The following is a 20531-nucleotide window of genomic DNA, read 5'->3' as shown; positions in this document are numbered from 1 at the left end:
TATTACATTGGGCTTTGTTTAGACTGAGTTCTGTTGTTTTGTAAAAGAGCTTTGAATAAATATGCACAGACAAACCATTGAAAAAAAAAGCATTATTTGGGTGACGGGTACTCGAATTTCTTTTATAGCTTATAGAGTTTAGATATATTAAGAGGGGTTCAGATATTTCAGCGTGTATGGTGTTAATATATTTCCAGAGGTAGTTTAGTTATAGTGCGGTAGGGTTTGAGGATATTGTAGAACACTGGTTATGTTAACTACTCTGCTTTCGCTTTTCTAATTTGTTCTGCTACGAGTTTGATCGCTTCAGCAGTACTTATACCCTGCTTCATCAATTCTTGTATTTTCTCTACTGCTTCTTGTTGCTCTTGATGCGTTAACGTTGGTAGATCATCAAACATAAAACTGCCCCTCAATGGTAAGGGGCGTGACTATAATGATTTTTTTAGTAAGTCGCAAGAAAGTTCGCGTATGCGCCCATCGAATCTTCGTTGGTATAACTTACCGCTAAGTCTAACTCGAATAATCCTAGTGGTGAAATACCTAAACCGCCAGTTACTGTCCCATCACTATCTTCATACGCAAGGTTGAGCTTGTAACCCGCACGCAGTTGGAGTTGTCTCATAATATCAATTTCCATACCTACGCGAACCCATTGCGTATTGTCTTCGAACTGGTCGAATCTTTTATCTTCGTTAACATCATAATCCGCACTCAATGAGAAATAATCTGCAACAAAACCCGCACCAATTGTGTATTGAGGGCGCAATTGGTAGGTATACGATTGAGTAGAGCCAGAAGATGTCGTTGATATTTGCGTTTCAATATCTCGCGATACCAAGTTTGTTCCGGCGAAGCCCACTCGGAATGGTCCATAAAACCAAAGAGCACCAACGTCTAGATTGAACGTACTTTCCGATGTGCTGTTTTCAAATACGTCTTTAAGGTCGTAACTCTCGACAGAAGCTGAATAGATATAGGTATTGATTTTCTGAAACTTGGGTGTGACACCAAAAGACATGTGCTGACCAAAGACTGTCTGGTATTTGGCTAAAGAGGCACCCGCTTCCAATATACCGATAGAGACGGCATTCACTGTACTTCGGCTTGCTCTATCTGCAATAGCCGCTTGTTCTGGGAGCGAGTCGTTGGAAGTAGCAATATCCGGCGCGATAAAAGACTCGGCATAGGCTTTACCAAAAATGGTGGTCGAAATATATGGGTTGGGGATACCAAATGCGGCAACAACGCCAAACTCAACCCGGGCGTTATCACCTTCCATGTCATTCATGACCGCATCGAGTTCATCAATTTTTTCTTGAGTGAATGTAGATGAGTCATTCAGATCAACGCCACTTATCAAATCAGCCATCGTATCAATATTGTCTATCAGCTGATTCTCATCGTTATACGATATCCCGACACCAGGTAAAAGCATACCCGCGTCATCGTTTCTGCGATAGATTGCGCCCATTGCAGGGTTATAAAACGGAGCCGTTAAGTAGCTTGCGGATACCACACCAACACCACCCATAGCGTCGCCACGAGCATCGATAGAATAGCTTGCGGCCATCGAATAGGAAGATGAAAGAGTAACAACTATTGCCGCTGGTAAGCGTAATTTATTCATGTTTGTCGCCTAGAATTAATCCATTAATTTCGTATCGGCTTAAAAGAGAAAGACTTTAGGGTTATTCAGAGGAAATATCGTAAGTTTTACTTATAACTTGTTGATCTTCAATAATTACAGGCCCTTGCCAGCGATGGTGTGTAATTCCAACAGCAAGCACATACCTATCTGGTTTTAGCTCACTAATTGGTAATTGCGTTGGATATTTGCCTTCATACTCTTGATTCCAAACCCGAACATACTCGTCTTTGATGTAATCATAAAGTGATACGGTTAATACAGGCAAAGTACAGTATGGATTGAGTTGAGCTAACCTATCCACTGCCCAGCTGTCTTTAGATTCCCATCTGACCACTTCTTTATTGACGGACTCGCCCATGACTATCCATTGATGCCATGGCTGGTTGTTGTCACTATTCACTTCTAAGCGATACAACCCACTCGGTAATCGTTGGTTAAGTTCGTAGCTAATTCTAAAAATATGTTTAGCTTCTCCTTTGATGACTTCAAAGTTCGCCTCTTTGGATACGACGGTATCTGGCCATCGAAGCAGACGTATCCCCGTAATGTCGGTTTCTGAAGTAATCTCAACGATGGCTCTAGAAACTGTTCTACCTGGGCTTTGAATGGATTGCCTTTTCACTATTATGCTGCGAATCCAAGGCGCTACGGGTTCGGTCGCGATACTTTTACCACAGTCATTTTCTAAAGTTTTTTGCAATAACTCGTTTAGATGATTCTCTACGTACTCGGTAGGTTCGGATTGCCAAACCTGAATCATCGCATCGAAACTGCCCTTTAAGTCATTATCAAGCAGCTTCTCATGGGCTTGATTTAAAGGCGAACTTGTCTCAAACCAAGTCTTTGCAACACCACAAAAACTTGGTAATAATAGAATTAGAACAAACAGAATTCTCATTCGTTTTATGCTTTCATCTTATAACCAACACCACGGAGCGTTTCAATTTCAAGCCCTGGGATTTTTTGGCGAAGTTGAAGCACATGGGTATCGACGGTTCGGGTGGTCGGAAAATGGTTATAACCCCATACATGGTCGAGCAATTCATCTCTCGTGAAGACCCGGCCCAGATTACTGGCTAAAAAGAGCAACAGATCAAACTCTGTTCTTGTTAACGTGATTGTTTGGTCTTGGCAAAACACTTCCCGCGTGGCTTTATCAATAACTAAGTTGCTAGTGATAACTTTGCTTAAGTCATCATCATCGTTGTCACTTCCTGGTGAACGTAGTTGTGCTCTGATGCGTGCAAACAGTTCAGCTTCTGCAAAGGGTTTAGTTAAATAGTCATTTGCACCTGCATCAAGACCTGAAACCTTATCTTTGATTGTTACCAGCGCAGTAAGCAAGATGACAGGCACTTTCTTAATCTCTTTCCATGACGGAAGATGATCAACTGTGTCACCATCGGGCAGTTGGCGATCTAAAATCACTAGGTCAGCTTTCTCCCAAAGTGGCGCGACTTCCACAATAGTTTCAGCATGTAAACACTCGTAACCTGCTTGTTCTAAACTTACTAATAATCCATCCGCTAAATTTTTATCATCTTCAACGAGTAGTAGTGTCTGTTTCACAGGGTATCTCCAATTTAAATGTGGTAGGTGGGCCAATGAGAGTCATAGTACCTCCCATTCTATCCACCATCGATTCAACAATCGTTAAACCAAGACCTAATCCAGCCTTACTGACAAATGGTTTCTTAACTGTTTTCCAATTTTTCTTAGTCAAATTGCCTTGATCTATTATTAAAAATGCAATTGAACTCGTACTTACTTTTACTTTTAGTTGTATTGGCTCGACACCGTATTTTATCGCATTGTTAACTAAATTATCGAGGCAGGTGCCTAACCAATACACATTTACTTTTACAGCAGTGTCTTTACTCAGCTCAATGTTTATTGGTTTTGCGCTCTCTTCATATCTATAGTGTAGCCATTCTTCAACCGATGGAATCCATTCAGACGCTAAGTTTTGATGTTCCGATTGAAGGTAGTCTTTGCTTGCTTCAGCCAATTGCCTTAATCGCATCGTGTCTTCGCAAAGTCGTCTAAACTCTTCATACACACTTTCGGGAAGGCGCTCAAACTCTCTTCTAAAACCTTCCACTGTGAGCGATAAGCTCGCGATCGGCGTTCTGAGTTCGTGCGTTAAAATTTGTAGCACTAACATGCGGCTCTTCATCTCTTCGCGTTTTACGTTCCAGCGATAGATCGCCCATCCTGCGACCAAGGTAATATTTATGATTACCAGAGCAATCATGCTCTTAAGCAGTAAGTCAGAATGATCTTCCAGTTCCCAACAGAGGTTGCCACGTTTTACGAAACAATAAATATCTTTTTCTACGTATGTAAATTTTAGTTCCGCTTCGGTGGCATTATGTTGCCAAACTTCACTAGGAAATACGTAGTATTCGTTGCCCTTTTTTAACCACATTTCTTCGTTTTCAACAAACATACGTTCGCCAGCTATCAATGCTGATATCGCGTCGGTTTGCATTCTTTGTAAACGCCCCAGCAGCTCAGTTTCCTGAGCTAATGGTCTTTCTTTAATGTGCATGTAGGATTGCAATTGATCAAATTGGTCAGGAAATTTTGTCGCGTATCGTAGCGCATATGTACCGCCACCGGGATGTATTAGCCCAGATCGAGCAAACCACTTAGTGTTTAACGGTGTACCACGACAAATGGCCCTTACAAATACCAACGGTACGGTAACCAATGGGCTTAGAGGCAATTTACCTGTACAGCTTTGGGATAATTTATAAACTTGTTGGATATCTTTTAATGGATATTTGGCGGTTTGAGGCAGCATGAACTCTGGTGACATCAACTTAGTAGGGAAATCTGTTTGAAGCACCCTAACATCGTAGTTCACTGTCGCTTGCGAATAATCGAACCGTTCCGTGAAATTCGAAATCCTTTCCGGCAACGTCGTCGCTACTACCCTAAATGGCATCAGTGCTATCAAGATAAAATAGGAAAAATTGCGAAAATACAAATTGATGGCCATCTTAAGAGTGAATAACAAATATTATAACATTATTGGTGAAAAGCACATTATTCTCAAGAAGATAGCACTCATTACTACCTTTCAAGTTAGAGAAATGTAAAAGCCAACCTATCATGGTTGGCTTTTAATTCAAATTAACTCTAAAAGTTAATGGTAAACCGGTATTTATTACAGTGCTTTAGAAATGGCATCAACACTTTGCTTTGCATCACCAAATAGCATTTGTGTATTCTCTTTAAAGAATAATGGGTTTTGCACACCAGCGTAACCGGGGTTCATCGAACGTTTAAAGACGATAACGTTACGAGCATGCCACACTTCTAACACTGGCATTCCAGCAATAGGACTGTTTGGATCTTCTAGTGCTGCGGGGTTAACCGTGTCATTAGCGCCAATAACAAGCACTGTATCAGTTTCTGCAAAGTCGTCATTCAATTCGTCCATCTCAAGTACGATATCGTATGGCACCTTAGCTTCAGCCAATAGCACGTTCATGTGACCGGGTAACCTTCCGGCAACCGGATGAATACCAAATCGGACCTTAATACCTTGACTACGTAACTTTTCAGTAATCTCGTGAACTGGATATTGCGCCTGTGCAACTGCCATACCATAGCCTGGAGTGATGATAACAGACGTCGAGTTTTTAAGCATATCCGCAACATCTTCTGCGTTTGTTTCTCTGTGCTCCCCGTAATCTGTATCGCTATCAACGACGACGTCTTGACCGAAGCCACCCGCAATCACTGATAAGAACGAACGATTCATCGCTTTACACATAATGTAAGAAAGAATGGCGCCCGAAGAACCGACCAATGCACCGGTTACGATTAACAGATCATTCGCCAACATGAAGCCCGCCGCAGCGGCAGCCCAACCTGAATAAGAGTTAAGCATCGATACAACCACTGGCATATCAGCGCCACCAATTGAAGCGACTAAATGATAGCCGAATACAAACGCGATTAGCGTCATTAACATCAAGGCAAACATACTGCCTTCCGCGTTCACAAAGATCATCATCAAGAACAGAGAGCCGATGACAGCAGCTAGGTTCCATTTATGTTTATGAGGAATGCTTAACGCTGAAGATGAAATAACACCGCGAAGCTTACAAAATGCGACAATGGAGCCAGTAAACGTAACGGCACCAATGAACACACCTAAGAATACCTCTATTAAATGAATATTTAGCATCGCTTGATCTAGGATAATCCCATGATCCAAGTAACTGTTATAACCCACTAAGACCGCGGCTAAACCAACAAAACTGTGCAATATTGCGACGAGCTCTGGCATCTCTGTCATTTCAACTTTTTTAGCGTAATGGATACCGATACCACCACCAATAACCATGGCGACGATGACCCACGCTAAACCAGCTGAATCAGGTGAAAAGATAGTCGCGATCAGAGCGATCGTCATACCTGTAATACCGTAATAGTTACCAGCGCGTGCGGTTTCCTGCTTAGAAAGACCCGCTAAACTCATTATAAAAAGAACCGCAGCAACAATGTAGGCGGCCTGTACTAATCCTGCAGACATTTACTACTCCTTAGTCTTTACGGAACATTTCAAGCATACGTCTGGTAACAGTAAAGCCACCGAAAATATTTATGCTTGCAATTAATACTGCGATAAAAGAAAGCACTGACACTGCTGTGTTTCCTTGACCAATTTGGAGTAACGCACCCACCACGATAATCCCCGAGATAGCATTTGTTACCGACATCAATGGAGTATGTAATGCATGTGACACGTTCCAAACGACGTAATAACCCACCACGCAAGCTAATACAAATACCGTAAAGTGAGCGAGGAATGCAGCAGGAGCAACACTAGCTACCCATGCAAAAGCACCAACAGCAACGGCCAGACCAGCGATTTTCTTAACTGGAGAAGCAGGTTCTTCAATTTTAGCCACGGGTTTAACTGGTTGCTCAACTTTAACCTGTGGTTGCGCAGAAACTTGAATTGGTGGTGCTGGCCACGTTACTTGACCGGCTTTAACCACAGTAACACCTCGAAGAACAACATCTTCAAAGTCTATATCAATATTTCCGTCTTTCTCTTTACATAACAGTTTGATTAGGTTAACTAAGTTCGTACCGTAAAGCTGTGATGATTGAGTCGGTAAACGACCGACCATATCGGTATAACCGACAATCTTCACGCCATTGGCTGTCGTAATGACTTTATCTGCAACCGTATATTCACAGTTACCGCCGTTAGCCGCTGCAAGGTCAACGATAACGCTACCCGCTTGCATACTATCGACCATCTCTTTGGTAATTAACTTCGGAGCTGGACGTCCTGGTATAAGAGCCGTCGTAATAATAATGTCGACATCTTTCGCTTGCGCTGCATAAAGCTCTTCCGCTTTTTTGTTAAACGCTTCAGACATCTCTTTCGCATAGCCGTCACCAGCGCCAGAATCTTCCTCGAAATCGACTTCAAGGAATTCAGCGCCCATTGACTGTACTTGCTCTTTAACCTCAGGGCGAACATCAAACGCTCTTACAATCGCGCCTAAGCTACCTGCTGCACCGATAGCTGCAAGTCCCGCGACACCAGCACCAGCAACAAGAACTTTAGCCGGTGGAACTTTACCCGCTGCGGTTATTTGACCGGTGAAGAAACGTCCAAATTCATGAGCCGCTTCAACAACTGCTCTGTATCCAGCGATGTTAGCCATAGAGCTGAGTGCATCTAACGCTTGAGCACGTGAAATACGAGGTACTGCATCCATCGCCATAACGTTGATGTTTTTGTTTGATAGCTTCTCCATTAACTCAACGTTTTGCGCTGGCCAAATAAAGCTAATTAGGCTTGCACCCTCTTTAAGCAATTCTATTTCATTGTCCGACGGCGCATTGACTTTCAAGATGAGATCTGAATTCCAAATCTCTTCATTAGTCGTCACGGTTGCTCCAGCGTTTTGGTAGGCCACGTTATCGAAGCTAGCTAAAGCTCCAGCGTCAGATTCTACCGAGACATCGAATCCCAGCTTAATTAGCTGTTCAACTGTCTTTGGCGTTGCAGCGACGCGTGTTTCACCTGCAAGTATTTCTCTAGGTACACCAATTTGCATAGTTATTCCCTACTATTGGCACAGTTAATAAAGTGTTTTTATGAACGATGTTTGAAATCTAAAGTATTTTTTGTCAGAAATACATGTCTATATGACTAATCCGACCTCATTTGTAGGAAAATCATGCAGAACTAGCCGTATTGAATATCGAAATGATATCGAGGGCCTTCTATGTAAGCAAAATCGAATCAAAAACTAAAAGAGCCATTAGCATATACGCTAATGCCCCTTTCAAAAATGATAGAAATCAAGTTGTTTACTTTAACTAATTCAACTACGTAATATGGCTCACATTTCAAGCGCTTAGTTAAAAGATATCGCCTCTCATCTGGTCGATAAACATTTTGGCTTTGCTTAACATGAGGCTATTCGCATCTTGCTCGGAACCGACGACATCAGAACGAATGAAGGTATGCTCTTTCAGTTCTCCGTCTATCTCTTTCGTAATTCGTCCTGCTATTCTGTACTGTCCAGATTCGGGCTTTGCTTCTTGGTAAATAAGAAAGCCATCATATTCTACTGGTTCAACTTGTTTTGCTTCAGCGTTTTTGTTGCTCGAACCAAACAGTTTAGAAAAAAATCCCACAATCACTCCTAAATATATTGCGTTACTAAAAAGGTTCTATTGTTTCGACACGATAGGTACTTCAAACCATTCCAACTCACGATTGTCGTTATCTACTTTACCTTTAGCGGAGTATTCAGACACATCTTCATCTTCACGTACTATGCGACGATCGTCTTTAATCAAACCCTCTGCTGCAGTGACTGCGACTTCAGCTTGTTGTCTGAACACTAGTAAACGTGTTTCGGCTAAACGAGATAAGAAATCAATATCATGGCGGATGTATACAGGTCTTAACTGGTTCAGAGCTAAACACGCCAAATCTGCTAACTGTTCATTACTATACTTATCCGTATATTCGTCGTTAGCGAGTACCGTTCCCACTAGTGTTTCCATGTAATTATGCACATCGACACTTATTTGCATATTTTTACTCCAAGTTCCTAATTTAAGAGGATACTTATTTAAACTAGCACTATAGCCAGTTAACCTCAAGGTACAGACATTCAGTGGTTGGAAAAATGATGCACTATGTTCATCTTAACCCTCAATACTGGAATTTATTCGATAAACTACTTTGATTTTCATGAATAAACAGTATGCTATCATCCTTAGTAACGATACCTTTGCAATTCTAGCAACTTAGAGAACATGTCTTTCATACATTCAAATTTATTTAGACTCCTATTCCCTCTGATTTTAACCGTCCTTATTTTCATTGGAATAAATAATGTCACCTTGTTGGTGCAAACAAATATTCCCTTCGCCAGTCAACTGCCTTACTTTTTATTTGCAATCTGCATCCTTCTTTGTCAAAGCTTTAACCAAGGTCGAATTGGCATGGTCGCGATAGCGATGGCTGTGGCGTACTGGGTTATTCAAACAAGGCTTCAAAGTTCTTTGTCGACAGGGACAACCCAAATAGAGTTTCTGATCTTAGCGTTCACTTTTCCTACGGCGTGCGTCACTGTCTACCTTTTTCCTGAAAAACGCTTTTTCACCTTATCCAGTGCACTTTATAGTGCAATAGTAGCGATACTTCTTGGCTGGTCTGTGTTAACGGTCCAATTTGTCGATAGCAATGGATTGAATCAAACTTGGCAAAATATACTATTTGTCATTCCTGAAATTTCACTACTACCCCTTATCATCATTCTTTATAGCCTTCTTTTGGTCGGTCTGTTCGCAATAATGGTACTCAGATACAATCGACCAATTGATGTCGCAGTATACTCAAGTCTTTGCATATCAACGTTGACCTTTATCTTTTTCCAATACCCCTTCATCTCCAGTATTTTGTTTTCGTTAGGGGGAATACTACTAACGCTAGGCGTTATTAGTACCAGTCACGAACTTGCGTATATAGATCAGCTTACAAATATTCCCGGCCGAAGGGCCTTAGACACAGAGCTTAGACATCTTGGTAAAAAATACACTATTGCCATGCTGGATGTAGACCACTTCAAAAAATTTAATGATACCTATGGTCACGATACGGGAGACGACGTGCTGAAGCTTGTCGCATCATTGATGGCGAATACCAATGGTAAAGCAAAGGTATATCGATATGGTGGCGAAGAATTCACCGTATTGTTCAAAAACAAATATCAAGATGAAACCATCGAACATTTAGAAGAGCTTCGCGAAAGAATTGCCGATTATAAGATGATATTACGTAATCTTGATGACAGACCAAAAAATGACAAAAACGGCGTGACGAAAAGATCAAACTCGCAGCGTTCAGGTGCGGTTAGCGTCACTATTAGTATAGGTGTTGCTGATAGTGTCGACACCCGCAACCCCAAGTCTGTGCTCAAAGCCGCGGATGAAGCCTTGTACAGAGCAAAAGAAGGTGGCCGGAATCGAGTATCGAATTAATGCCTCAATCTTGGTTGAAATATAACACGATACTCCCCCCTTTAAGCGCGCTCCCATAGTTTAGACTCAACCCAATACCTACGTTATCGATTAGAGTGGTCTCGAAAGGGGGAGTTACAAGCCACCCTCCCATAACTTCATAGTAATAACTGGTTCCTAACGGTTCCGTAGAATCACCATTTAAATCGACGCGTTTGAAACTGGCGAAAATAGATTGAACCATGCCACTCCATTCTGGAAAATCGCGATATATCTCTACTTGATTTATCCAACGGGCATTCTCTGGTTTGCCAATATCACCGTTATTCGCTTCTCCCCAACCTCGACCAGACGCGTAATTGAACCTTGAAGATAACTGCCAGTTACCCCAATCCACCTCTTTTCTATAGCCAATTTTAAAAGACGGTTCTATTAAGAATGCCCACGCGTCCGTATTATAGGCGACGCCATCTAAACTGTTACTATAAGAACGGGAAATATTATTGTTGTATTCATAAGAGTTGGTGTAGTACAGCAAATGCCCGCCTATCCCGTACCTGAGAAACCAGTTTTCCGTCAACTGATCGTGATAGCTGTATCCAATATACCCTCCATAAACCTTCTCTTTAAACGTATCGCTCTTCGCGGAAGGAAAAATAGTCGAAAAATCCACTTCCTGCTCAACCTTTAGAAACGACAGTTTGAAATTGACACTGTGATAATCATCCTCACTACTTTCCCAACTTTTTCCAAATGGTACCGTCAATACGCTGATTCTTTGTCGCAAATCTATCGAGTCCGCACTGCCGATATCTTCATTGTCGAGGTTAAGTACGTTGTTGGGGTTAAAGTCACTAATACCAAAAGTGAACGCGTCGCTGTCCGTAAGCACTACCGATGCTGCGAATGTATGCTCCAAGTTGCGTTGCAGGGCGTTTGCCCAACTATAGCTACTCAGACACGCACATAAATTTACACAAATTATGATCGATTTAAATGTACTCATCTGTTAAAACTATGCTCCTTATAGTCTCAAATAATTCTAAAAATACTCATAATTCGAAGGATAAAGTAATGATATATAAAATCGTTCTCATTTTAGTCATCGGCCTAGGCGCATTTATGTTCTACAAGAACAACGCAACGCCTGCTTACTTAGGACTAAAGGATAATCAATTAGCTCCAATGCCATCATCTCCAAATGCAGTGTCAAGCCAAACAGATATAGAAGAAAAAAAAGTTAACTCTCTTTCGTTTACTAGTATTGATGACGCAAAGAAAAATGTAAAACGCGTTTTCGCTCAACTGCCTAATAATAGTGTTGAATTAGAAAATGATAACTATATGCACGTCATATTTACGACTGAAACGATGAGGTTTCACGACGACGTAGAACTTTTCTTCGACCTTGAAAACCAGGTCATCCATTATCGTTCACAGTCACGAGTTGGATATAGCGACCGTGGTCTTAACAAAACACGATACGAACAATTTGCTGAACTCTATAATGATTTGAATTAGTTCAATTAAACGCCAATAGATGCTTAAAAAGCATACAGATCACAACTTGTAAATATTCACAACCTTTTAACTGGAAGAGTAAAAAAGGTTAATGTACGGTTAATTATCTGATGTGTTTTTACATCGGATAGTTAAATGCTAAAACTGGTTTATTGCATTTGACTCATTGTTTTGCATCAAACCGAAATTTACGTAGAGTTTAATTATGAGTGAAAAAGTCAATGGCACGGTAAAGTGGTTCAACCAAGATAAAGGATTTGGATTCATCACACCTGAGAACGGTGGTAAAGATGTGTTCGTTCATTTTTCATCTATCAGTGGAACTGGTCGCAGAAACCTTGAAGATGGGCAACGAGTGTCGTTTGTCATAACTGATGGTCAGAAGGGCCCGCAGGCTGAAGACGTCAGCGAAATCTAAACCGTTATTCAGACCACTAATGGTTTAAACAAACGTTAAGCCGCCTTTAGGTGGCTTTTTTTGTTTAATTTACCATCGATTACTGTTACAACGTCACCTCAACACTCGTCACGCCGCATTTTGTTACCCTATTTCTACGGTATTGATTGACTTTCATGGGGTTCTTTTTAGCATGTGTATATTACTCCTTAATACTAAAGTTATTATGTCTACAGAATCTACGATTTCTACTGAAGAAAAAAACTCAGAACAAGCCAAAATCGATCTCGAATTAGTATCTGCTGAACTGCGCAAAGTCATCGAGTTTGATCAAGTGCCAGAAGAGATGTTGAACATGGTCGTGTCGATCCATGAAGTGTCTGAGGAAGCCGTAAGGGAATCTTGGGATAGCTTGCCTACTAGCGCACAAAATGTTTTAGATAACTTTGAACAGTTTCATGCACTGATCTCGGTAAGCCAAGCGTTTGCTGGTCTAAACTTTATGGAAGAATATAAGACCTTAGAATTACCAAAGGATATGTCTGAACAAGAACAGGAAGATTACCGTACTCAGCTACTTGACCAAGTCCTTTATAATTGTGTCAAAGATATGGTTAAACAGATAAAGAAAGCGCGTCGAGACCCAATACTGAAACGTGATTTTATCGAAGTTTTTGAAAAGAAATAGCCAGACCATATAAATGAATAATGTTTCTTATAAAATGAGCACTATTAATTGGTTATATGGATAGCTAATTTTTGCTTGTTTTTTTTGTGATATTACCAAGGATTGGAGTTACATTAAAAAAATGACTAATATGTGACCAAACGTTCGATTTAATTGACATAAATTAACTAAAATCGTTGACTACACTCGTTATTAGCCAGTAAAGTCATATGCGTTGTATATACGGATTTAAGGTAAGATTGTGACTTCAAAAAACAAAAAAGAGTCCAATAAAAAAGATAGCCAATTGATTATACGTATTAATGGTGAGCAGAGAGATAAATTTGTCTCGATGTGTGAGGATATGGATACCTCCGCCGCAAGAGAAATCAGACGATTTATCAAAGAGTTCCTAACAGAAAATAAAGACGAAGATTAATGACATGAATTTTAAAGCCAGTACATTGTACTGGCTTTTTAGTATACGTTTTCTGGCTTTACCCAAACCCCGCTAAAGTCGAACCATCCAAGTGCATTACATGTCGCATTTTGCAAAGCACCACAATGTTCTTTATTCACACCTAACCAGCAATGAAATAGTGGCACAATTTGATTTGACTCAACTAACTCCTTACCCAATTTCCTTGCTGGGAACTGAGCGTTCTTATCTTGTCGCCATTCTTCCACCAGAGAGCACCATTGATCAAACTGCCCTTCACTACTCATATCACTTATATTGCTATAGTTCATTAACCAACCGGCCAACGCATCATCTCTATCCGTACCAATTCCCATTGGTTTTAACCAAAGGTCTACGTTACTCACGTCTTCTAGGTAATGATGGTACTTTTTAAATACCACTGTAATCCCATCCTTACTGAGTAACTTCGCAATCGCCTTTGCTAATGACGGGAATATAGGATGTTGTGAATGATAGGCCACCGTCACACTTTGTTTAGAGGGGGGCAATACTTTATCACCACCGAGTGCTGAATGTTGCCAACCAGGCTTTAATCCATAAGCGGGCAGTAAACCGAGATCTAGAATTGTCTCTTCGGGCAATAGGCGGAAGAGATTAAATGCGCTTAACGTGGAACAGAAATATCTAGCCCAATTATCCTCTTTCGCTAAGCCACGTTTACGGTTCAATAATAAGTAGGTGCAACCAGGATCCAACTTCACTTCATCGTCACTCGATGTTTTCGCTTTTATTGGGTTACTTAAACTTGGAACGACCATACTTGAATACACTTGGTCTATGACCCAAACTTCGACAACGTCAACTAACGGCCTATAACCAAAATAATTATCAAATGCCTCAAGCACTAAACGCTTTTCGTCATTTAATTTTACTTTATAGGGTCCAGTACCTATCGGTAGGAGATCGAAACCTTCCGACATCCATTCTGAAGGTGGCATTATCTTGGCGTTAGACTCTGCTAGCAACAGAGGTAAGTGCCAATCAGGGGCCGATAAGCGGATGGCTATTACCCAAGGTTTCGGCGAAGATACGTCAACAATATGGTCAAACAACACGTTAGGGAAAACGTCGCGTTTGGTTTTTTTATCTTTTTGTTCCACATTACAAGACAAGGCAGCGACAGAATCAACAACATGACCGATTTGCAATAAATCGCCATTATGAAAGCGCACACCCGGTCGGAGATAAAAGCGCCAGTTTTTACCATCATTTGATTCCCATGTATGGGCAACGTCAGGTTGTAATTGGTCATTCTCGTCTAGTTTGGTTAAACCACTAAAAATCTGACGCATAATATTCTGTTCAGAGCGCCTGTGAGGCTTGGTGGGATTAAGCATGGACAGTTGCCGATAGTACGGTAAACGAACATACTGAAGCCCTTTATTGTGGGTTACACCTAGATAATCTTCGATCACTTTAGCAAGCTTACCAGCATCTTTATTTAGAACAGAGAATGCTTGTTCTATTCTTCCTTCTTCTAAATATTTTTTGGCTAAATTTTCACTGACATCTTGTTGGTTGCGCTTGAAGATTATTCTTGAAAGATTGCCTCGTCCTGCCGCTGGATGCCATTCTATCCAGCCCTCGCCTGCCATTTTATTTAAGACAATTCGTGCATTTCGTCGAGTACAGAATAAAATCGAGACTATTTCATCCAACTGTATGGCACTATCTTGACCTTTGAAGTACTCAAATAGGGATTCAAATTGTGTTCTTAGTCTCGGGCTGCTCATAAAGAGGAAATCTCACTTGTTGTTATTTTAAAATAATACAGTAGTAAATTTCCCTATTTTATCACAGCCAAAAAATCATAGGTAAACTATTCCCATGTAATACCAATAGCTTGAGATACCGCTGACAGTTGTGACTCATTGTCCAACTTAATCGACCATTTGCACTCTCCAGCATTAGCGAGTATTACATTTGCCCCTTTTCCAATAAGCTGAATAGCATCAATTTGTGCCTGCATCGTCACCATTTGATCGCCGTTTACACGCACAACTAACTCATGTTGAGTTGCGATAATTTTACCGCCAGAGAATTCAATCAACATTTTGGACTCGCTTGTGTTTCATCACCGCTATCGTCAGTCTACTCGTGCAGACCAAACGATCTCGCTCATCAACAATATTGATTTGCCATACCTGAGTACTCGCGCCGATGTGAATCGGTTTCGCCTTGCCGACGACCGTACCTTTACGCATCGACTTTATATGGTTCGCGTTTATATCTAAGCCAACGCAATAGTATTCGTCACTTACACTAAAATTTGCGGCGACTGAACCCAGCGTTTCTGCCAACACTACCGACGCTCCACCGTGTAACATACCCAGAGGTTGGTGGGTGAAATCGCAGACGGGCATGGACGCAGAAATGCAATCTTCACCTATTTCAGTGTATTCGATTTGTAGATGTTCAATCAGTGTGTTCTTAGAACTCGCATTAAGCGTATCTAATGTGATCGCTTTCTTCCAAATGGACATTAAAGATCCTTTATTGGTAATTGAATCGCAATGATAAGAGCTGCTATTATTCAATTAGATTAGCCATTGTATTAGGACGTTATACGTGAATGGATTACAAAAAGCATTACTTTCGAGCATAACTTTAACGCTTGTTGCTTGTAGCTCTTCCCCTACTGGGCGACATCAGATAATCATGTTTTCAGATCAACAGATGAATAGTATGGGTACTCAATCATTCGAATCATTGAAGAAAGAGCAAAAGATCAGTAAAGACAAAAAAACCAATGATTATGTACAGTGCGTAACCAACGCTATTTTGCCCTATGTCGCGAAGCAAGAAGGTTTTACAGAGTGGGAGGTTGTTGTCTTTGATAGTGAGCAGGTCAATGCGTTCGCATTACCGGGTGGAAAAATAGGCGTGTACACTGGTTTATTAAAGGTAGCAGAGAATCAGGACCAACTTGCAACGGTAATTGGACACGAAATTGCGCATGTACTTGCCGAACATAGTAATGAGAGAATGTCTCAAGCTCAACTGGCTAATGTTGGGCTTCAGGTAACTAATGCTACATTGAATGATTCAGAGTATCAGGGACTCGCAATGGCTGCGCTTGGATTGGGTGTACAATATGGTGTTCTTCTTCCTTATGGCAGAACTCAAGAGTCAGAAGCCGATATTGTCGGCTTAGAGCTAATGGCAAACGCCGGATTTGACCCATACCAAAGCATAGACCTCTGGAAAAATATGGCGAAAGCCTCCGGTGGTAACCAACCACCAGAGCTGCTATCTACTCACCCGTCCCATAATACACGAATCGAGGATCTTAACGAGAAAGCAAATTCGCTCAATAAATCTACAGTTCAACGCCCTCAATGTAAGATGTAGTTATTGGGGTAAGAGATAAAAACCATCAGTGATTTTTATAAAGCCACAATAATCGCTTTTATAAAAAACGATTACGTGGATAATACAGGCAAAACTTAACAACCACGGTAAATACCCTATGTCTACAGAAGCTACTATGCTTGAACGCTGCGAATCAAAATGTGAGCTTTGCGCAGCAGAATCCGCACTCACTCCTTACGTTGTTGCTCCTCACTCGCACGTAACTGTTGATCATGCAATTATGATATGTAACACATGTACTGGACAGATTGACGATCCGGAAACCGTTAATGCTAACCATTGGCGCTGTTTGAACGACAGCATGTGGAGCCAAGTACCACCGGTTCAAGTGATGGCTTGGCGTCAACTTAAAAACCTATCATCTACTGAAGGATGGGCAATGGACCTGCTTGATATGATGTATCTTGAAGAAGACGTTGCTAAGTGGGCTGAGATTGGCATGGATGAAGACGATGAAAAACCACGCGATATTAACGGTATTGAGCTTAAAAAAGGTGACGACGTAACGGTCACTAAAGACCTTCCTGTAAAAGGGACCAACCAAGTCATCAAACAGGGTACCGTTATACGTGGTATAAGCCTTAGCGACGATCCCAAGCTGGTTTCTGGTAAAGCAAACGGCCAATCTATGTATGTGATTACCGAGTTCTGCCGCAAGAAGTAAGACACTATTTCTAGGTATAAAAAAGGCGCTAATTAAACGCCTTTTTTATACCTAGAAAACCTAAGAAGACACTTCCCATTTCTTCCGCATATTACTTATTGTGATTTTAGGAACTTGATGGATGCTTCCATATTCCTCTTTACAAACCAATACCTCTAAGAATACGTTCAGTTCCTTTGCCATGTCTCGATAAGGTTGCATCTCCCAACGCTGTACGAAGGTGTTAGAAACAACAACAGAGTTTCCATTCGACAGAGCTACTCGCACCTCAGCTTGACACCAGTGGTGTGCTTGTGAGAGTTTTTTCGCATCAAAGGAATAGTCTCCCCCTTTCTCAACAAAAAACATGTCTGTCTCTATGTGTTTAATAGGTGAACTATACTGCTCGATGATCCGCTTCGCTAGCGTGCTTTTACCTGACCCAGGTAAACCACGTATAAGAATTAATTTAGTGATCACTTGAGTGTCGACCGATTATAATTATGTCGATTGTTTTAACACAAATCATTCCGTGTCACCAGTATCAGCATTAGATTCATCTATCAATGAAATGGCTACCTTGGTTTGCATGTTGTGTTTACGATTCATAGCAAAAAGCCCCAAGTACGCAATGTACTTAGGGCTTATAACTATTTACTTTGGATCACAGGGAAATAAATACCTGCGTGTTAATCACACGTCTTAACGCATGATACCCAAATCTTTTTGCATATGGCTAGAGAGGTCACTAGAGTAGTACGTAGACTCTACTTCGTTGCTTACAAAAAGAATATCTAAAATATGAGCAATCAATCCTTTGATATTAACCGCGTAGGTTTTTTTGTCCGTAGAGGTTGGAACAATAAGTGTATTCGCGTGCATTACTTGAGCCATGATAGCCTCTCTAAATTAATTGTGATTGCTGTTTCTATGTAAGAGATTTTAGGCTGTTTTTTAGCATAATATAAATGACAATAATTACATATTCAGATTAGATAAACTAATGATACAATATTTTAACAACTTAACAGAAAATAAATTCAATTATTTTGATTATTGGTCGCATATTACGCATAATACCCGCATATATTGAAAATATTACTCTATATATGCTTGTGTATTTAACAAATAAATTACATAAAATAACCAGAATTTCAATCGATATTGCCAATGATGGGTTAATTAATTTGATGCAAATATTTCAGGTTATTCACAATGTATATCGGTACAACATATTTGATTGACCAACAGTAATGAAGCGTAAACTCAGCGCAATAAAAAAGGAGCGTAAAGCTCCTTTTTTTTACATTCCAGTAAGAGGGACATAATAGACAAGTATTGACCACGCCCCAACCCACCCTAATATAACTAGGGTATCGATCCAGTCAGTATTCCACATACACAGCTCTCCGCTTGCTAATGATTAAACTGAGCTATGAACTTACGAAATCATAGCTAATCATTAATAAGCAAAATCAATGCCATAGATTAGTAATTAATCAATTTGTGTAATTGCTTAACAACGTTATCAAGCCTATCTGGTTGAGATTTAAGCAGTTCAATAAAGCAGTCAGCCATGGATAATTGTGTGACCTCACCTGTGTCTTCCATATTCAGAAATGCGGTAAAGCCCTCTTTCCCTTTCATCGTATACGCGGAAGAGGTACCACAATAGATGGTTTCATCTTCGACCTCTTTCCAACCACCATGAGCTGACTTGATGTTAAGGTGCGTGACTCTAGACCCTTTTTTAGCCTTAAAATCATAAATAAAATCAAGATTATAACAATAAGGATAGCTACCAGTACCTGTACCACTAACACCATTACTAAGCGCATTGTTTATCGCCCCCTCTAATACCAATGCGAGGTACTTACCTTTTAAATGGTATACACCAATTGGAACGGCAAATGGCAATAGTTTTCCGGCAATATCAGCAACAGAAATAGGACCGGGGCTAAGCGAGGTTCTTACACCACCAGCGTTATGCATTCCGAACTCTACCGAGTAACCAGCGTTGCTCATTGCATGGTAAAAAGATTCGGCAACTATAGGCACGATGTCACTGCCTCCTATTTCATCTGGGATCCTGACATGTCGAAGCGGTGTTGTTACTCTACCAATAATAGTTTGTTGCAGTGCTCTCACTTGTGGGATGTACTTGTCTTGAAGAATACTCTGTACCAATGGCGCTTTCTTACAAATCACCACATTAGGGTTGTCCCTGAGACAACTTTGAGCCCTTTTATGCAGGTAGTCGGTGTTTACTTCTGACAAACTCGCATCGATACAGAGCCTACGCCCCAACAGAAGTTCGTTACAACCAACAAAACGACTTACTGTCCCATCGGCTTCAAAGTCAATTTCGCAATGCCCTATCGCCTGAGCATGTAAACCAGAATGAACGATTCGCGTTTGATTAACCACCACGCCATAATCACCGTTGTTTTCTAAACCGATAGAAGAGAAGTCACCTTGTAAGGTATGAGAATGGCCCCCTATGATTATCGCTATACCATCTACTTCTTTAGCGAGCTTCAAATCAACGTCTATACCAAGGTGACTCAACAGAATTATCTTATTTATCCCATTCCGTCTGATCGCTAAAACCGTATTCTGAACCGTTTCAAACGTATTAGCAAAAGGGGTGTCTGCATCGGGATTTGAGATGTCGGCCATCTGATCCATGGATACGCCAAAAATGGCAATAAGCTCTCCTTGAACTTCTTTGGTTATCCAATGCGCGGTTTTGAATGGTTCATTATACGAAACGAGATTGGGCTTGTTTTTTAGCGGATGCCTTTTTTGCTTCGATTCCTTCGAAATATCCCAATTTCCTGCGAGAATTGGAAAATTGATCCTATCTAGAAATTCAGCAACGGGCTGATTTCCCATGTCCAATTCATGATTACCAAGCGCCATCGCATCTATATTTAGTGCATTTAACAGATCAGCATTGGCTTTCCCTTTGAATAGAGAAAAAAAGAGTGTGCCCTGAAAGCAATCTCCAGCATGGAAAAACATAAACTCTCTATTGGTTTCGAGTGCTTTTTGTCGCAACTCATCAGCGCGTGTAGCAATACGTGCAAATCCACCATTACTAACGTAAGGTGAAATGACCTGATTTTCTAACTTGAGGTTAAGTTGAAGTGACTGCGGCTCGAAATAAGAGTGGGTATCGTTAATATGCGCCAACATCAATCGAATTGGTTTATTTTTTTTCGTCATAGTTTCTATAATCTACCTTTCATACCCATGTATGGTAAACCTTCTTCTATGACA

Annotated in this window: 23 protein-coding genes; 7 read left to right on the top strand and 16 right to left on the bottom strand. The window is 40.8% G+C overall.

What is annotated here, in order from left to right; genetic code table 11:
* Positions 1–257: 257 nt before the first annotated feature.
* The 9 genes from L3V77_RS17735 to L3V77_RS17695 all read right to left on the bottom strand — a co-directional run bounded on the left by L3V77_RS17735 (position 258) and on the right by L3V77_RS17695 (position 8737).
* Positions 258–401: a YoaH family protein gene (locus L3V77_RS17735; protein WP_275137588.1), complete on the bottom strand. Its 144-nt coding sequence runs from the start codon at positions 399–401 to the stop codon at positions 258–260.
* Between the two features lie 44 nt (positions 402–445).
* On the bottom strand, positions 446–1630 hold the full coding sequence (locus L3V77_RS17730) for a conjugal transfer protein TraF (protein ID WP_275137587.1): 1185 nt from the start codon (positions 1628–1630) through the stop codon (positions 446–448).
* Between the two features lie 61 nt (positions 1631–1691).
* A complete protein-coding gene (locus L3V77_RS17725; RefSeq protein ID WP_275137586.1) occupies positions 1692–2549 on the bottom strand; it encodes a DUF2861 family protein in 858 nt (285 codons plus the stop codon).
* 5 nt (positions 2550–2554) lie between these two features.
* On the bottom strand, positions 2555–3220 hold the full coding sequence (gene vxrB / locus L3V77_RS17720; RefSeq protein WP_275137585.1) for a response regulator transcription factor VxrB: 666 nt from the start codon (positions 3218–3220) through the stop codon (positions 2555–2557).
* Positions 3195–4601, bottom strand: a complete 1407-nt coding sequence (gene vxrA, locus L3V77_RS17715) for a sensor histidine kinase VxrA (RefSeq protein ID WP_275137584.1) — start codon at positions 4599–4601, stop codon at positions 3195–3197. Before vxrA ends, vxrB begins: the two co-directional genes overlap by 26 nt.
* 222 nt (positions 4602–4823) lie before the next feature.
* On the bottom strand, positions 4824–6200 hold the full coding sequence (gene pntB / locus L3V77_RS17710; RefSeq protein ID WP_275137583.1) for a Re/Si-specific NAD(P)(+) transhydrogenase subunit beta: 1377 nt from the start codon (positions 6198–6200) through the stop codon (positions 4824–4826).
* Between the two features lie 10 nt (positions 6201–6210).
* Entirely contained in the window at positions 6211–7746 is a 1536-nt protein-coding gene (pntA, locus tag L3V77_RS17705) for a Re/Si-specific NAD(P)(+) transhydrogenase subunit alpha (protein WP_275137582.1), read from the bottom strand.
* A gap of 307 nt (positions 7747–8053) precedes the next feature.
* Positions 8054–8332, bottom strand: a complete 279-nt coding sequence (locus tag L3V77_RS17700) for an HlyU family transcriptional regulator (protein ID WP_275137581.1) — start codon at positions 8330–8332, stop codon at positions 8054–8056.
* A gap of 36 nt (positions 8333–8368) precedes the next feature.
* Positions 8369–8737 carry a late competence development ComFB family protein gene (locus tag L3V77_RS17695; protein WP_275137580.1) on the bottom strand — a complete coding sequence of 123 codons (369 nt, stop codon included), beginning with the start codon at positions 8735–8737 and terminating at the stop codon, positions 8369–8371.
* 318 nt (positions 8738–9055) lie between these two features.
* Here L3V77_RS17695 and L3V77_RS17690 point away from each other — a divergent pair, with 318 nt between their 5' ends.
* Entirely contained in the window at positions 9056–10189 is a 1134-nt protein-coding gene (locus tag L3V77_RS17690; RefSeq protein WP_342752106.1) for a GGDEF domain-containing protein, read from the top strand.
* 4 nt (positions 10190–10193) lie between these two features.
* Here the strand turns inward: L3V77_RS17690 and L3V77_RS17685 are convergent, their stop codons facing one another.
* A complete protein-coding gene (locus tag L3V77_RS17685; protein ID WP_275137578.1) occupies positions 10194–11174 on the bottom strand; it encodes a Solitary outer membrane autotransporter beta-barrel domain in 981 nt (326 codons plus the stop codon).
* A gap of 68 nt (positions 11175–11242) precedes the next feature.
* Here L3V77_RS17685 and L3V77_RS17680 point away from each other — a divergent pair, with 68 nt between their 5' ends.
* From L3V77_RS17680 to L3V77_RS17665, 4 genes are all read left to right on the top strand, one after another.
* On the top strand, positions 11243–11689 hold the full coding sequence (locus L3V77_RS17680) for a DUF1499 domain-containing protein (protein WP_275137577.1): 447 nt from the start codon (positions 11243–11245) through the stop codon (positions 11687–11689).
* Between the two features lie 205 nt (positions 11690–11894).
* Positions 11895–12107: a cold-shock protein gene (locus L3V77_RS17675; protein ID WP_195706375.1), complete on the top strand. Its 213-nt coding sequence runs from the start codon at positions 11895–11897 to the stop codon at positions 12105–12107.
* Between the two features lie 205 nt (positions 12108–12312).
* Positions 12313–12774, top strand: coding sequence for a DUF3069 domain-containing protein (locus L3V77_RS17670; protein WP_275137576.1), 462 nt, complete (start codon positions 12313–12315; stop codon positions 12772–12774).
* Positions 12775–13015: 241 nt separating this feature from the next.
* The gene (locus L3V77_RS17665; RefSeq protein WP_195706377.1) at positions 13016–13192 is read left to right on the top strand and encodes a hypothetical protein; all 177 of its coding nucleotides are present in this window, start codon (positions 13016–13018) and stop codon (positions 13190–13192) included.
* A 38-nt stretch (positions 13193–13230) separates the two neighbouring features.
* Here the strand turns inward: L3V77_RS17665 and L3V77_RS17660 are convergent, their stop codons facing one another.
* The 3 genes from L3V77_RS17660 to L3V77_RS17650 form a co-directional block, all read right to left on the bottom strand.
* Entirely contained in the window at positions 13231–14967 is a 1737-nt protein-coding gene (locus L3V77_RS17660) for an SgrR family transcriptional regulator (protein ID WP_275137575.1), read from the bottom strand.
* Between the two features lie 86 nt (positions 14968–15053).
* Entirely contained in the window at positions 15054–15287 is a 234-nt protein-coding gene (locus L3V77_RS17655; RefSeq protein ID WP_275137574.1) for a DUF3389 domain-containing protein, read from the bottom strand.
* Positions 15277–15717, bottom strand: a complete 441-nt coding sequence (locus L3V77_RS17650) for a hotdog fold thioesterase (RefSeq protein WP_275137573.1) — start codon at positions 15715–15717, stop codon at positions 15277–15279. The genes L3V77_RS17655 and L3V77_RS17650 overlap by 11 nt, the downstream gene beginning before the upstream one ends.
* 85 nt (positions 15718–15802) lie before the next feature.
* Here L3V77_RS17650 and L3V77_RS17645 point away from each other — a divergent pair, with 85 nt between their 5' ends.
* Both L3V77_RS17645 and L3V77_RS17640 read left to right on the top strand, forming a co-directional pair.
* Entirely contained in the window at positions 15803–16585 is a 783-nt protein-coding gene (locus L3V77_RS17645) for a M48 family metallopeptidase (protein WP_275137572.1), read from the top strand.
* A gap of 118 nt (positions 16586–16703) precedes the next feature.
* The gene (locus tag L3V77_RS17640) at positions 16704–17270 is read left to right on the top strand and encodes a PhnA domain-containing protein (RefSeq protein ID WP_275137571.1); all 567 of its coding nucleotides are present in this window, start codon (positions 16704–16706) and stop codon (positions 17268–17270) included.
* A gap of 60 nt (positions 17271–17330) precedes the next feature.
* On the opposite strand, the gene L3V77_RS17635 is transcribed toward L3V77_RS17640, so the two are convergent.
* The 3 genes from L3V77_RS17635 to L3V77_RS17625 form a co-directional block, all read right to left on the bottom strand.
* Entirely contained in the window at positions 17331–17729 is a 399-nt protein-coding gene (locus L3V77_RS17635; RefSeq protein WP_275137570.1) for an ATP-binding protein, read from the bottom strand.
* Positions 17730–17951: 222 nt separating this feature from the next.
* The gene (locus L3V77_RS17630) at positions 17952–18143 is read right to left on the bottom strand and encodes a hypothetical protein (RefSeq protein ID WP_195706383.1); all 192 of its coding nucleotides are present in this window, start codon (positions 18141–18143) and stop codon (positions 17952–17954) included.
* A 594-nt stretch (positions 18144–18737) separates the two neighbouring features.
* The gene (locus tag L3V77_RS17625; RefSeq protein ID WP_275137569.1) at positions 18738–20477 is read right to left on the bottom strand and encodes a bifunctional UDP-sugar hydrolase/5'-nucleotidase; all 1740 of its coding nucleotides are present in this window, start codon (positions 20475–20477) and stop codon (positions 18738–18740) included.
* Between the last annotated feature and the right edge of the window lie 54 nt (positions 20478–20531).

It is taken from the genome of Vibrio sp. DW001, assembly GCF_029016285.1.
Classification (GTDB): domain Bacteria; phylum Pseudomonadota; class Gammaproteobacteria; order Enterobacterales; family Vibrionaceae; genus Vibrio.
Note: the sequence above shows the minus strand (reverse complement) of the source record. Positions and strands in the feature narration are given on the sequence as shown.

What these genes read in the sequence shown, in the direction of transcription:
- L3V77_RS17730 (WP_275137587.1), bottom strand. Translation starts at nt 1,630, where the DNA reads ATGAATAAATTACGCTTACCAGCGGCAATAGTTGTTACTCTTTCATCT.
- L3V77_RS17630 (WP_195706383.1), bottom strand. Translation starts at nt 18,143, where the DNA reads ATGGCTCAAGTAATGCACGCGAATACACTTATTGTTCCAACCTCTACG.
- pntA (WP_275137582.1), bottom strand. Translation starts at nt 7,746, where the DNA reads ATGCAAATTGGTGTACCTAGAGAAATACTTGCAGGTGAAACACGCGTC.
- L3V77_RS17660 (WP_275137575.1), bottom strand. Translation starts at nt 14,967, where the DNA reads ATGAGCAGCCCGAGACTAAGAACACAATTTGAATCCCTATTTGAGTAC.
- L3V77_RS17655 (WP_275137574.1), bottom strand. Translation starts at nt 15,287, where the DNA reads ATGTTGATTGAATTCTCTGGCGGTAAAATTATCGCAACTCAACATGAG.
- L3V77_RS17680 (WP_275137577.1), top strand. Translation starts at nt 11,243, where the DNA reads ATGATATATAAAATCGTTCTCATTTTAGTCATCGGCCTAGGCGCATTT.
- L3V77_RS17650 (WP_275137573.1), bottom strand. Translation starts at nt 15,717, where the DNA reads ATGTCCATTTGGAAGAAAGCGATCACATTAGATACGCTTAATGCGAGT.
- L3V77_RS17685 (WP_275137578.1), bottom strand. Translation starts at nt 11,174, where the DNA reads ATGAGTACATTTAAATCGATCATAATTTGTGTAAATTTATGTGCGTGT.
- vxrA (WP_275137584.1), bottom strand. Translation starts at nt 4,601, where the DNA reads ATGCCATTTAGGGTAGTAGCGACGACGTTGCCGGAAAGGATTTCGAAT.
- L3V77_RS17695 (WP_275137580.1), bottom strand. Translation starts at nt 8,737, where the DNA reads ATGCAAATAAGTGTCGATGTGCATAATTACATGGAAACACTAGTGGGA.
- L3V77_RS17675 (WP_195706375.1), top strand. Translation starts at nt 11,895, where the DNA reads ATGAGTGAAAAAGTCAATGGCACGGTAAAGTGGTTCAACCAAGATAAA.
- L3V77_RS17625 (WP_275137569.1), bottom strand. Translation starts at nt 20,477, where the DNA reads ATGACGAAAAAAAATAAACCAATTCGATTGATGTTGGCGCATATTAAC.
- pntB (WP_275137583.1), bottom strand. Translation starts at nt 6,200, where the DNA reads ATGTCTGCAGGATTAGTACAGGCCGCCTACATTGTTGCTGCGGTTCTT.
- L3V77_RS17725 (WP_275137586.1), bottom strand. Translation starts at nt 2,549, where the DNA reads ATGAGAATTCTGTTTGTTCTAATTCTATTATTACCAAGTTTTTGTGGT.
- L3V77_RS17670 (WP_275137576.1), top strand. Translation starts at nt 12,313, where the DNA reads ATGTCTACAGAATCTACGATTTCTACTGAAGAAAAAAACTCAGAACAA.
- L3V77_RS17640 (WP_275137571.1), top strand. Translation starts at nt 16,704, where the DNA reads ATGTCTACAGAAGCTACTATGCTTGAACGCTGCGAATCAAAATGTGAG.
- L3V77_RS17735 (WP_275137588.1), bottom strand. Translation starts at nt 401, where the DNA reads ATGTTTGATGATCTACCAACGTTAACGCATCAAGAGCAACAAGAAGCA.